Source organism: Leucobacter albus (genome assembly GCF_039528015.1).
Classification (GTDB): domain Bacteria; phylum Actinomycetota; class Actinomycetes; order Actinomycetales; family Microbacteriaceae; genus Leucobacter; species Leucobacter albus.
This window is the reverse complement of record NZ_BAAAKZ010000009.1, coordinates 1-13,196: the sequence shown is the minus strand read 5'-3', so window position 1 is coordinate 13,196 and position 13,196 is coordinate 1. Positions and strand designations below refer to the sequence as shown.

General features: G+C 69.2%; 9 protein-coding genes and 1 riboswitch. Of the genes, 8 read left to right on the top strand and 1 reads right to left on the bottom strand.

Annotated elements, in window-relative coordinates:
• Nucleotides 1-272 precede the first annotated feature (272 nt).
• The gene (locus tag ABD115_RS10550) at nt 273-1,502 is read right to left on the bottom strand and encodes an MFS transporter (RefSeq protein WP_343960700.1); all 1,230 of its coding nucleotides are present in this window, start codon (nt 1,500-1,502) and stop codon (nt 273-275) included.
• Nucleotides 1,503-1,573: 71 nt separating this feature from the next.
• Here ABD115_RS10550 and rsmI point away from each other — a divergent pair, with 71 nt between their 5' ends.
• From rsmI to ABD115_RS10510, 8 genes are all read left to right on the top strand, one after another.
• Nucleotides 1,574-2,389 carry a 16S rRNA (cytidine(1402)-2'-O)-methyltransferase gene (gene rsmI / locus ABD115_RS10545; RefSeq protein ID WP_343960699.1) on the top strand — a complete coding sequence of 272 codons (816 nt, stop codon included), beginning with the start codon at nt 1,574-1,576 and terminating at the stop codon, nt 2,387-2,389.
• 119 nt (nt 2,390-2,508) lie between these two features.
• Nucleotides 2,509-3,519 carry an FKBP-type peptidyl-prolyl cis-trans isomerase gene (locus ABD115_RS10540; protein WP_343960698.1) on the top strand — a complete coding sequence of 337 codons (1,011 nt, stop codon included), beginning with the start codon at nt 2,509-2,511 and terminating at the stop codon, nt 3,517-3,519.
• Nucleotides 3,520-3,564: 45 nt separating this feature from the next.
• Entirely contained in the window at nt 3,565-4,644 is a 1,080-nt protein-coding gene (gene dxr / locus ABD115_RS10535; RefSeq protein ID WP_343960697.1) for a 1-deoxy-D-xylulose-5-phosphate reductoisomerase, read from the top strand.
• Nucleotides 4,645-4,878: 234 nt separating this feature from the next.
• Nucleotides 4,879-4,970, top strand: a riboswitch (glycine riboswitch).
• A 151-nt stretch (nt 4,971-5,121) separates the two neighbouring features.
• On the top strand, nt 5,122-8,046 hold the full coding sequence (gcvP, locus tag ABD115_RS10530; RefSeq protein ID WP_343960696.1) for an aminomethyl-transferring glycine dehydrogenase: 2,925 nt from the start codon (nt 5,122-5,124) through the stop codon (nt 8,044-8,046).
• Nucleotides 8,047-8,048: 2 nt separating this feature from the next.
• Nucleotides 8,049-9,215, top strand: coding sequence for a glycine cleavage system aminomethyltransferase GcvT (gene gcvT, locus ABD115_RS10525; RefSeq protein ID WP_343960695.1), 1,167 nt, complete (start codon nt 8,049-8,051; stop codon nt 9,213-9,215).
• Between the two features lie 68 nt (nt 9,216-9,283).
• Nucleotides 9,284-9,664 carry a glycine cleavage system protein GcvH gene (gcvH, locus tag ABD115_RS10520; RefSeq protein ID WP_343960694.1) on the top strand — a complete coding sequence of 127 codons (381 nt, stop codon included), beginning with the start codon at nt 9,284-9,286 and terminating at the stop codon, nt 9,662-9,664.
• Between the two features lie 36 nt (nt 9,665-9,700).
• Complete coding sequence (locus ABD115_RS10515; RefSeq protein ID WP_343960693.1) at nt 9,701-11,227, top strand: L-serine ammonia-lyase; 1,527 nt, start codon at nt 9,701-9,703, stop codon at nt 11,225-11,227.
• Between the two features lie 305 nt (nt 11,228-11,532).
• Nucleotides 11,533-13,131, top strand: coding sequence for a M50 family metallopeptidase (locus ABD115_RS10510; protein ID WP_343960692.1), 1,599 nt, complete (start codon nt 11,533-11,535; stop codon nt 13,129-13,131).
• Nucleotides 13,132-13,196 lie beyond the last annotated feature (65 nt).

Genomic DNA, 13,196 nt, shown 5'->3' with positions numbered 1-13,196 from the left:
CGGTGCGCTTGATAGGTGCGCGCTGGGTGAGCGCTGCGCGCGTTGCCTCGGCCGCGCGCGTGCGCCGCGCCTGGGCCGTTCGGGGCGTGTGGGGGCGTGCGGGGCGTGCGGGGCGTGCTGCGCAAGCGGGGTGGATCGGCGCTCGTACGCACGCCAGGGCCCGCTGCGGGCCTATTGGCCGCAGATTGCCTATTGAGTGCAGGCCCCAGGCCCCAGGCCCCAGGCCAAGCCCAGGCCCCAGGCCAAGCCCAGGCCCAGCCCAAGCCCCCCACCTACTGGTCGCGCCCGCTGCCAGACGGCGTCAGCACCCAGTTCACGAGCCCAGCGAGCATCGTGAAGCTCGCGGCGAAGAACGGCAGCGCGAGCGCCTCAGCCACCCCGACGTTCTCGGCTACAGTGCCGGCGACCGCAGAAGATAGCGACTGCCCGAGCACAATGCCGGAGCCCAGCATCGTCATCACGGTCGCGCTGCGCCCCTCGGGGCTGCGCGCGGTGCCGAGGCTGTAGAGCGTCACGAGCAGGGGGCCGATGCCGATGCCGGTGATGCCGAGGCCGAGCGCGATCTGCGCAGTCGTCGACGCCGTGGCGATGATCGCCTCGCCGCCAAGCACAAAGAGCCCGAACACGAGCCAGCGGTACCGCAGCGTGAAGCGCGGCGAGAAGAGCGAAACACAGATCGCGAGAATCGCCGAACCGACGCCCATGATGCCGTAGAACAGGCCGGCAGATTCTGGCCGGCCGAGCCCCTGCATAAACGCGGTGAGCGAGGTCAGCGTTGTGCCGAACACGAGCCCGACGCCCGCGATGCCTGCGACGACAACGAGGAGCGATGGCCGGGCGAGCTCTGAGGCCGGGGCGAGGGTCGCGGCGCGCTCGGCTGCAGACTTGGCCGGGGCGCTCGTGTGGTGCAGCGCGAACGCGATGATGAACAGCATGGTGAGCGCCGCGGCCGCGAGAATCGGAGTGCGCGGGCCGAAGAACGTCGCGAGAATACCGACGATCACCGGGCCGAAGACGAACACGACCTCGTCTGCGGCCGACTCGTAGGCGAGCACCTGCGACATCACCTTCGGGCGGCGTTCGGGCGGTAGAAAGTTCTGAATGATGAGCACGAGCCGCGAGCGCGACATCGGAGAGGGCTGCGGGCTCGTCGCGCCGACGGCGAAGGCGACGGCGAGCATCGCCCAAGCTGGCGCCTCGGAGTAGGCGATGAACGCGAGCCCGACGAGCGCCGCGCTGTGTGTGACCGCGGCGATGAGGAGAGCGATGCGCTGCCCGTAGCGGTCGGCGGCCGCCCCGATGAACGGGCCGACGATGGCCGAGCCGACGCCGACGACGGCCGACGAGATCCCGCCGAGCTGCAGTGACCCACGCGCGGAGACCACGAGCGTCAGCACGCCGACAACCATCATCGCGAAGGGGAGCCGCGCGACGAGCGCAAGCGGGAAGTAGGCGAGGCCCGTGCGCTCGAAGAGTGTCGTGGGCGGAGTCGGTTCGTGCATAGCCGCCCTAGCTTACCCGAGCGCGACCTGGCGAGCCAGAGCCGTTCCGCCAGAGGACATAGCATTGAGCCATGATCCTTCTCGCAGCGACCCCCATCGGCAATCTCGGCGACGCGTCTGTGCGGCTCAGGGAGACGCTCGCGAGCGCGACGGTGATCGCGGCGGAAGACACGCGCCACACGGCCCAGCTGCTGCGGCTGCTCGAGATCGAGAACCGGCCCGAGCTCGTCGCGCTGCACGACCACAACGAGCACGACCGGGCGGCGAGCCTCGTGGAGCGCGCGAGGCACGAAGACGTCGTGCTCGTGAGCGATGCTGGCATGCCGACGGTGTCTGACCCCGGCTTTCGCGTCGTGCAGCTCGCGGCCGAGGCCGGCGTGCGGGTCAGCGCGATTCCCGGCCCGTCGGCGGTCGTCACCGCGCTCGCGGTGTCGGGGCTGCCGACCGACAGGTTCGCGTTCGAGGGCTTTCTGCCGCGCAAGGGCGGCGACCGCAATCGACTGTTGCGCGAGCTCGCCGGTGAGCGGCGAACGCTCGTGTTCTTCGAGGCGCCATCGCGGCTCGCCACTTCGCTCGCCGATCTCGCCGATGCGTTCGGGGCGGATCGCCCGGCCGCCGTCTGCCGCGAGCTCACCAAGCTGTATGAGGAGGTGAAGCGCGGCGGGCTTGCCGAGCTCGCCGAGTGGGCGCGGGCCGGGGTGCGCGGCGAGATCGTCGTGGTCGTCGGCGGTGCGCCCGCGACCGCTGCCTCGCCCGAGGCCGCGCTCGCCGAGGTGCTGTCTCGGGTCGCGGCGGGGGATCGGCTGAAAGATGCTGCCCGCGAGGTTGCGGCGGCGTCTGGCCTTTCCAGCAAAGAGCTCTATGCGGCGGCGCTCGCCGCAAAGTAGCCTGTCGTCGAGGCGCTTCCCAGGCTCACGGCATGGCTATGCCCCAGACTTGAGGCAGTTGTCTCGCCGCGGTGCGCAATACTTCGCGCCGCGGAGCTCACCCTACGTTGAGGAATTCAGTGAAACTTTCCCGTGTACTTGTGCCCACTGCCATCGTCGGTGCGCTGCTGCTTTCGGGCTGCAGCGCCGGGGGAGGCGCCGGAAAAGACGGATCGGGCGATGCGTGCCTGCCGTCTGGCTCGGTCAGCGACTCGATCAAGGTGAAGGGCGACGTCGGAGTCGACCTCGAGATCACGTCGAAGGTGCCGGTCAAGGCGAACGAACTTGAGCGCACCGTGATGACGGCGGGCGAGGGCGACGTCATCAAAGACGGGCAGACCGTCGAGGTGGCGATGACGATGTTCAACGGCAAGACCGGCGAGGCGCTGCAGCAGCAGCCCGAGGCGCCGATGCCGTTCACGCAGGGGTCGCTGCTCGGCTGGGCCGATGAGGCCTTCCGCTGCGCCGTTCCGGGCCAGAAGGTCGCGATGACCGCGTCGTTCGACAAGATGTATGAGGGCATGGACCCGGCAGAGATGCAGCTCACCGACATCACGAAAGACGACGCGATCGTCGTCGTCATGGAGTTCGGCAAGATCGAAAAAACCAAGGGTGAGCCGGGCACGCTCGAGCCGGGCGACCTGCTGAAGAAGGCCGAGGGCAAGGCCGTGGCCGCGCCCGAGGGCTTCCCGACGGTCAAGCTCGACGCAGACGGCAAGCCCGAGATCACGATGCCAGAGGGCGTCGACGCGCCGGGCGAGCTCTCGGTTGCGACGCTCATTGAGGGCGACGGCGAGGTTGTCGAGCCCGGCGACCGCGTCTACGTGCACTACAAGGGCGTCATCTGGCGCACAGGCGAGGAGTTCGACTCGAGCTGGAGCCGCGGCGAGCCCATCCCATTCCGCACGAACGAGGTCATTCCGGGCTTCACGAAGGCGCTCGAGGGCCAGAAGGTTGGCTCGCAGATCATCTCGGTCGTACCAGCTGAAGACGGCGGCTACGGCGCGGCGCAGCTCGAGGGCATGGGCCACCAGCCCGACGACGTGATGGTCTTTGTGCTCGATATTCTCGGCACCGTGCACTCGGAGTAACCGAACCGGTCAATACTCTCAGCGCGCCTCATGCAGAATGGATGCATGAGGCGCGTTGTGATTTTGGGGTCAACCGGTTCGATCGGCGAGCAGGCGCTCGACGTCGTGAGGCGGCACCCCGACAGGTTTGAGATCGTCGGGCTGGTGACGGGCTCGAACGCGGGGCGGCTCGCCGAGCAGGCCGCCGAGTTCGGTGTCGAGCATACGGGGCTCGGCGTCGAGGCGGCCGTGCAGCTCGTGCGCGACGTCGAGGCCGACGTCGTGCTCAACGGCATCACTGGCTCGGTTGGCCTTGCCCCGACGATTGCGGCGCTCGAGGCCGGCCGCACGCTCGCGCTGGCGAACAAGGAGTCGCTCATCGTCGGCGGTGAGCTCGTGAAGCGGCTGGCGGCGCCTGGCCAGATCGTGCCAGTCGACTCGGAGCACTCGGCCCTCGCGCAGGCGCTGCGCTCGGGCACGCACGCCGAGGTGCGGCGGCTCGTGCTCACCGCGTCTGGCGGCCCGTTCCGCGGGCGCAGCCGGGCAGAGCTCGCAGGCGTCACCCCGGCCGAGGCGCTCGCGCACCCGACGTGGGATATGGGGCGCGTTGTCACCACGAACTCGGCGACGCTCGTGAACAAGGGCCTCGAGGTGATCGAGGCGCACCTATTGTTCGACATCGACTACGAGCAGATCGACGTCGTCGTGCACCCGCAGTCGATCGTGCACTCGATGGTCGAGTTCATCGACGGCTCGACGATCGCACAGGCCTCGCCGCCCGACATGCGGCTGCCCATCGCGCTCGGGCTCACGTGGCCCGAGCGGCTCACGAACATTGGCGTGCCGCTCGATTGGACGCGGGCGACGAGCTGGGAGTTTGAGCCTGTGGATCACGAGGCGTTCCCCGCCCTCAACCTCGCGAAGCAGGTGGGTGCGGCGAAAGGCACCTTCCCCGCGGTGTTCAATGCCGCGAACGAGGAGGCCGTCGACGCGTTCCACGACGGCAAGATCTCGTTCACCGGCATCGTCGACGCGGTGCGCGAGGTGGTGGATCGGCACGACGCGCCGGCCGAGCTCACCCTCGAGTCGCTCGCCTCAGCCGAAACCTGGGCCCGCGCAGAGGCCCACCGCGTCTTCGCGGCCTAAGAATACACAGCCGCGGATCCGCCCCGCGACCCACGCACCCGCGGATCCGCCCCGCCTACGCCTGCCCCGCCCCGCCCCTCGCGCGCCAACTCGGTGTCAGTTTGCCCCAGAATCTCGGCCGATTTCGCCCGAGCACCGGGGCAAACTGACATCGACTTTGCCGGCCGCGCCGAATCGGCGGCGAGTTCCCGAGGCAGGCAGGGTAGACTCTGCGATAACAACTGAATATGCCGCTTAGGCATTGCGGGAGAGACCGGGTGAGCCCCGGCGCCGTAGGAGCAAACCCTCCCCGGGAAACTCTCAGGCACCCGTACCGCAACGCGTAGGCAACTCTGAAAAGCAGTGGGGTCTCCCCGCTCACCGAAGGTGCAAGGGCGCAGCAGCTGGTCTCGCTCGCCCGAATCTCTCAGGTCACAGTACAGAGCGGGGAGGATCTTTTCGTTGGTCGTTCGCGACCCCGACACCGGAGATCCTCTTTTGACAACTTCAGCACTGTCCGTACCCTTCGCGAACCGGCACATCGGCATCGCATCCGACGCCGACCAGCGCGTCATGCTCGACGCCCTCGGCTTTACGAGCCGCGCGGCCCTCGTCGACGCGGCCGTTCCCGCCTCGATCCGCACCGCGTCGCAGCTCGACCTCCCCGAGGCGCTGAGCGAGGAGGGCGTGCTCGCAGAGCTGCGCGGCCTCGCGTCGAAAAACGTGCTGAAGACCCAGCTCATCGGCCAGGGCTTCTACGGCACGCACACGCCGCCCGTGATTCGCCGCAACGTGCTCGAGAGCCCCTCGTGGTACACGGCGTACACGCCATACCAGCCCGAGATCTCGCAGGGCCGGCTCGAGGCGCTCCTGAATTTCCAGACGATGGTCGCAGACCTCACCGGCCTGCCCGTCGCGAACGCGTCGATGCTCGACGAGGCGTCGTCTGCCGCCGAAGCGGTGCTGCTCATGCGCCGCGCGAACAAGAAGCTCGCCGACGCGAAGACCGTCATCGACGAGAACCTCTTCCCGCAGACCATCGCCGTGATCCGGGGCCGCGCCGAGGCGCTCGGCTTCGAGGTCGAGGTCGCAGACCTCTCCACGGGGCTGCCCGACGGCGACATCTCGGGCATCGTGCTGCAGCAGCCGGGCAACGACGGCGCGGTTGTGGATCACGCCGCGGTGATCGCAGCGGCGAAGGAGCGCGGCGCGATGGTTACCGTCGCGGCGGATCTCCTGGCCCTCACCCTCATCACCTCACCGGGCGAGCAGGGCGCCGACATCGCCGTCGGCAACACGCAGCGCTTCGGCGTTCCGCTGTTCTTCGGCGGCCCGCACGCGGCCTTCCTCGCCGTGCGCGAGGGGCTCGAGCGCTCACTGCCCGGCCGCCTCGTCGGCGTCTCGAAAGACCAGCAGGGCAACACTGCCTACCGGCTCGCCCTGCAGACCCGCGAGCAGCACATTCGCCGCGAGAAGGCAACGAGCAATATCTGCACCGCGCAGGCACTGCTCGCGATCACCGCATCGATGTACGCGGTCTACCACGGGCCAGACGGGCTCAAGCGCATCGCCCAGCGCACCCACGCGCACACCCGCTCGCTCGCTGCGGCGCTCACCGGCGCCGGCGTCGAGCTCGTGCGTTCGTCGTTCTTCGACACGCTCTGGGCGCGCGTGCCTGGCGGCGCGTCGAAGCTCGTCGAGGCCGCTGCCGCTGCCGGTTTGAACCTGCGGCACGTCGACGCCGACACCGTCGGTATTTCGTTCGACGAGACGACGACGGATGAGACCGTCGCTGCCGTCGCCGCCGTGTTTGGCGCGGGGGAGCCCGCGGCGGTTTCGGCCGGTGCTGCTGGTGCTGGTGCCGCCGCTGACTACGCGTTCGGTGGCGCGCTCGTGCGCGAGAGCGAGTACCTCACCCACCCGATCTTCCACCAGGTGCGCTCGGAGACGCAGATGCTGCGCTACCTGCGCCGCCTCGCCGACCGCGACCTCGCGCTCGACCGCACGATGATTCCGCTCGGCTCGTGCACGATGAAGCTGAACTCGACCGCCGAGATGGAGTCGATCTCGTGGCCCGAGTTCGCCGGTATCCACCCCTACGTTCCAGCCGACCAGAGCAAGGGTTGGCGCGAGCTCATCCAGCGGCTCGAAAACTGGCTGCTTGAGGTCACGGGCTACGCAGGCATCTCGCTGCAGCCGAACGCAGGCTCGCAGGGCGAGTACGCTGGCCTCCTCGCGATTCGCAGCTACCACCTTGCGAACGGCGACACCGCGCGCGACGTCTGCCTGATTCCCGAGTCGGCGCACGGCACGAACGCCGCGTCTGCGGTGCTCGCCGGCATGCGCGTCGTCATCGTGAAGAACACCGAGACTGGCGCGATCGACCTCGCAGACCTCGACGCGAAGATCGAGAAGCACGCTGCCGAGCTGTCGGCGATCATGATCACGTACCCGTCGACCTACGGCGTCTACGACGCCGACGTGCGCGACGTCTGCGACCGCGTGCACGCGGCGGGTGGCCAGGTCTACATCGACGGCGCGAACATGAACGCGCTCGTCGGCCTCGGCAAGCCCGGGGAGTTCGGCGGCGACGTGTCTCACCTGAACCTGCACAAGACCTTCGCGATTCCGCACGGCGGCGGCGGCCCCGGCGTCGGCCCCGTCGCGGTTGCCGAGCACCTCAAGCCGTTCCTGCCTGGCAACCCTGTAGGCGGTGCTGGTGCTGGTGCCGCGGCCGGTGCTGGGACCGGTGCTTCAGCCGATGGCATCCAGACGACCGACGGCATCCCCGTCGCGGCCACGCTCTTCGGTTCGGCCGGAGTGCTGCCGATCTCGTTCGCCTACGTCGCGATGATGGGCGGCGACGGGCTCACCCGCGCCACCGAATCTGCGCTGCTGTCTGCGAACTACATCGCGGCCCGCCTGCGCGAGCACTTCCCGGTGCTGTTCACGGGCGAGACGGGCCTCGTCGCCCACGAGTGCATTCTCGACCTGCGCGAGCTCACCGCGAAGTCGGGCGTCACAGCTGAAGACGTGGCCAAGCGCCTCATCGACTTCGGCTTCCACGCGCCGACGCTCGCGTTCCCGGTGCCAGGCACGCTCATGGTCGAGCCGACCGAGTCTGAAGATCTCGTCGAGATCGAGCGCTTCATCGAGGCGATGATTCAGATTCGCGCCGAGATCGACGAGGTTATTGCAGGTACCTACGCGATCGAGGCCTCGCCGCTGCGTGGGGCGCCGCACCCCGCCGCTGTCGTCGTCTCCGACAGCTGGGATCGCGCCTACTCGCGCGAGCAGGCCGCCTTCCCGAGCGAGCGCCTGCGCGTCGACAAGTACTTCCCGCCGGTGTCGCGCATCGACGGTGCGTTCGGCGACCGCAACCTTGTCTGCTCCTGCCCGCCAATCGAAGCCTACGAGGATTAATCATGACTGAGCACACCACTGAGCAGGCTGCCGCAGCGCCGAAGCACACCGCCCTCCACGCCGAGCACGAAAAGCTCGGCGCCTCGTTCACCGACTTCGGCGGATGGGACATGCCGCTAAAGTACGGCAGCGAACTCGCTGAGCACCGCGCCGTGCGCGAGGCCGCTGGCATCTTCGACCTGTCGCACATGGGCGAGGTGTGGGTCTCGGGTGCAGACGCAGCCAAGTTTCTGAACACCGCGCTCGTCGGCAACTTCGCCGTCACCGCTGTAGGCAAGGCGAAGTACTCGCTCATCGTGAACGCAGACGGCGGCATCGTCGACGACCTCATCGTCTACCGCATCGCCGACGAGCGGTTCCTCGTCGTGCCAAACGCCGGCAACGCCCCGACAGTCGCACGGCTCCTCGCCGAGCGCGCCGCTGGATTCGACGTCGAGGTGCGCGACGCCTCGGCCGAGACCGGCCTCATCGCCGTGCAGGGGCCGAACTCCGAGGCGATCGTGCGCGCGGTCGTCGCCGACGACGCGCAGCGCGCGGCGGTCGCCGACCTTGCCTACTATGCGTGGACCGCGGTCACGGTCGACGGGCTCGACGTGCTGCTCGCCCGCACCGGGTACACCGGCGAAGACGGTTTCGAGCTGTACATTCCGGCAGAGCGCTCGCCGGAGCTCTGGCAGACGCTCATCGCCGCTGGCTCCGCGCACGGCCTCGTGCCCTGCGGGCTCGCCGCGCGCGACTCGCTGCGGCTCGAGGCAGGCATGCCGCTCTACGGCAACGAGCTCGGCGTCGACACGACCCCGTTCGACGCGAACCTCGGCGGCGTCGTCTCCTTCAAGAAGGAGGAAGACTTCGTCGGGCGCTCGGCGCTCCAGGCAGCGAAGGCGGCCGGCGCGAGCAGCGTGCTCGTCGGCCTCAAGGGACTCGGGCGCCGCGCGGGCCGCGGTGGGTACCCGGTGTTCACCCCCGCCTCCGAGCTGACCGACGAGGCACCGCGCGAGATCGGCGTGATCACGAGCGGCCAGCCGAGCCCGACGCTCGGCTACCCGATCGCGCTCGCGCGGCTCGATGCCCGCTACGCCGAGGTCGGCACGACCGTCGAAGTCGACCTGCGCGGCAAGCGCGAGTCGTTCGAGGTCGTCGCGCTTCCGTTCTACAAGCGCGGCGCGTAGCCGCCGCGGCCGCGCACGCTCTTTCCGCTCCGATAGACAACCCCCACAAGAAAGAAAACGAGAACCCCATGAGCCAGGTACACGCAGCATTCCGCTACTCCGAAGAGCACGAGTGGATCGACGAGGCGAGCCCAGCGACAATCGGCGTCAGCCAGGTCGCCGCCGACGCCCTCGGCGACGTCGTCTACATCGAGCTGCCCGAGGTCGGCAAGCAGCTCACCGCCGGAGAGGTCTGCGGCGAGATCGAGTCGACGAAGTCGGTCTCTGACCTATACAGCCCCGTCACCGGCGAGGTCGTCGAGATCAACGACGCAGTGGTCGCAGACCCCGCGCTCGTGAACAGCGACCCCTACGGCGCAGCGTGGCTGTTCCGCGTCGCAGTGACCGAGGAGGGCCCGCTGCTCAGCGCCGACGAGTACGCGGCGGCCAACGACGCGACGGTCGCGTAACACCCCACCTCCCGCACAAGAAAGGCAGGCCGCAGCGTGGCGATCAGCGTCTTCGACCTCTTTACCGTAGGCATCGGGCCGTCGAGCTCGCACACGGTGGGGCCGATGCGCGCCGCCCACGCCTTCGCGGCCGGCCTCGTCTCGCACGGGCAGCTTGAGCGCGTGGCCGGGCTCCGCGTCGACCTCTACGGTTCGCTCGCGGCCACCGGCCACGGCCACGGTACCTTCACGGCAGTGCTGCTCGGTCTCGAGGGCTTCGACCCCGAGACCGTGCTCCCGAGCGAGGTGGAGACCGCGCTCGCTCGCATCGAGCAGACGGGCGAGCTGCGCGTTGGGGCCGAGATTGTTGCCGAGGCCGGCGGCGCGCCCGATTCGACCGCTGCCGCTTCCGCCGGCGCAGCCGATTCGACCGCTGCCGCTTCCGCCGGCGCGCCCGCGGATCGCACCGCCGCCACCGCAGGAAGCGCACCCGCGATCGTGCGATTCGGGGTCTCCGACATCGTGCTGCGCCCGCTCACCGTGCTCGAGGCGCACACGAACGGCATGCGCTTCGCCGCGCTCGATGCCGCTGGCGAGGTGCTCGACGAGCAGACATACTACTCCGTCGGCGGCGGCTTCATCGTGCGCGATGGTGCCGAGGAGAAGATCCTCGACCGCCTCGCCGAGCAGCTCGCCGAGCAGCCCTACCCGTTCACCACCGCGGCCGAGCTACTCGCGCACAGCGAGTCGAGCGGGCTGAGCATCGCCGACGTGATGCTCGCAAACGAGCTCGTGTCGCGCGACGAGCAGGCGATCCGCACGGGCCTCGCACACATCTGGGATGTGATGGAGGAGTGCAAGAATTCGGCGCTCACCCGCACGGGGGTGCTGCCGGGCGGGCTGAACGTGCGGCGGCGCGCGCCGGAGTGGCACCGCAAGCTGAGCGAGCAAGACCCGCACCGCGACCCCGTCTTCTGGCAGGAGTGGATCAACCTCGTCGCCCTCGCCGTGAACGAAGAGAACGCGTCTGGCGGCCGCGTCGTCACCGCGCCGACGAACGGAGCGGCGGGCATCATCCCGGCCGTGCTGTTCTACGCGACGCACTACGCGCCGGGCGCGAGCGAGTGGAGCGCCGGCGAGAAGCAGCGGGTCGTCGTCGACTTTCTGCTCGCGGCGGCCGCGGTTGGGGTGCTGTACAAGGAGCAGGCGTCGATCTCCGGTGCAGAGGTTGGCTGTCAGGGAGAAGTCGGATCCGCCTCATCGATGGCGGCCGCCGGCCTCGCGCAGATCCTCGGCGGCACCCCGCAGCAGGTCGAAAACGCCGCCGAGATCGCGATGGAACACAACCTCGGCCTCACCTGCGACCCGATCGGCGGGCTCGTGCAGATTCCGTGCATCGAGCGGAACGCGATCGCCGCATCGAAGGCGATCAACGCCGCGAAGATGGCGCTCATGGGCGACGGGGCGCACCACGTGACGCTCGACGAGGTCATCATCACGATGCGCGAGACTGGCAAAGACATGAGCGATAAGTACAAGGAGACGGCGCGCGGCGGGCTCGCCGTGAACGTTATCGAGTGCTGAGCGGGGCGCGCGGCGAGGGCCTTGGTGCCCCACCGCGTGCGGCCCGGGCCGTGCGTCCCACCGCGTGCGGCCGGGGCCTTGCGGCACCGCGGCGGCGCCCCACCCCTGCAATTGCCTCCGAGACCACCCACTTGCATCGCGAAATAGCGCGAGGTCTCGGTGGCAACGCAAGGGATCACGCGGTGTGGGCGCGGAACGCCGCCCAGCACGCCGCCCAGCACGCCGCCCAGCGCGGGCCATGCCGCCGTCGCCGGCACATGGCGCGCTAGAAGCCGACACCCAGCCGTCGCGGGTACGCTAAACCGGTGACTACCGTTCTGCTGTACGCCCTTGGCATCCTGATTATCGTGCTCCTGCTCGGTATCTCGATTGCGCTGCACGAAATTGGGCACCTCATCCCGGCAAAGTTGTTCGGCGTGAAGGTGACGCAGTACATGATCGGCTTTGGCCGCACCATCTGGTCGCGCAAGAAAGGCGAGACCGAGTACGGCGTGAAACTGTTGCCGCTCGGCGGCTACGTCGCGATGATTGGCATGTACCCGCCGGCGAAACCGGGGGAGGCGCCGCGAGAATCGACGACCGGCTTCCTGAACTCCGTCGTTGAAGAATCCCCGGTGAAGGTCGGCAAGGGCCGCGGTGAGCACATCGTCGACGAGATCACCCGCGTGGGTGATGTGCCGGCGGGCGAGGGCACCGGCCCCGCTGGTGCCGGCCCGGCTGGCCCCGCGACTGGCCCGGCGACCGGCCCGGCTGGCCCCGCGACTGGCGCGGCCGGCCCCGCGACTGGCCCGGCTGGCCCCACCACAGGCGCGGCCGACGAGCCCGAAACCGACGACGCTGAGTATCGGCGCGGCCTCGCCGGTTGGGTCGACGAGGCGCGCGAGGCGAGCGCCGAGACAATCGGCGAGGGGGAGGATCACCGCTCGTTCTACAGGCTCCCAGTCTGGAAGAAGATCATCGTGATGGCGGGCGGGCCACTCATGAACCTGGTGCTCGCGTTCGTGTTCTTCGGCATCGTGATCTCGGGCTTCGGCGTCGGCCAGTCGAGCACGACGCTCGTTCACGTGAGCGAGTGCCTCGTGCAGGCCGGCAGCACGCAGACCGAGTGCGGCGCCGACGACCCGGCGGCGCCAGCCGCGGCGGCCGGTCTGCAGCCGGGCGACACCCTCGTCTCGGTCGATGGCACAGCCATCGAGGGCTGGGAGCAGTTCAGGCAGATTGTCGCCGCGTCGCCCGGCAGGCCGCTGTCGGTGCAGATCGAGCGTGCGGGATCCACCAACACGCTCTCGCTCACCCCCGAGCCTAACGAGCGCGTGCTCGCCGACGGCAGCGGGAAGGCGTTGCTGAACGACGACGGCACACCGAAGACCGAGACCGTCGGCATGATCGGCGCGACCCCCGGCACCGAGACCGTGCAGCGCCCCATCACCGAGGTGCCGGCATTCGTCGGCGAGAACGTGAAGGCTGTCTCGGGCATCGTCATCAACCTTCCCGCGCGCCTGGTCGACGTGTGGCAGGCTGCGTTCGGGGCCGAGGAGCGCGACCCGAACGGCCCAATGGGTGTCGTCGGCGTCGGCAGGCTCGCAGGCGAGATCGTGAGCATGGACGAGGCGCCCATCGCGGCCCGAGCCCAGTTCATCTTCAGCCTCGCGGGCTCGCTGAATGTTGCGCTGTTCGTCTTCAACCTCGTGCCACTCATGCCACTCGACGGCGGCCACATCGCCGGCGCGATCTACGAGGCCATCAAGCGCGGCTGGGCGAAGCTGCGCCGCAAGCCCGACCCCGGCCCGGTCGACACGGCGAAGATGGTGCCGATCACCTTCGTTGTCGTAATCGCGCTCGGCGCGATGAGTCTGCTGCTCATGTACGCCGACATTGTGAAGCCCGTGTCGTTCTTCGGGTAGTTCTCGCGCTCCCTGCGCCCGGGGCGGCGGCCCACCGCGCGGGGCGCCGCGCCGCCGCCACGCCG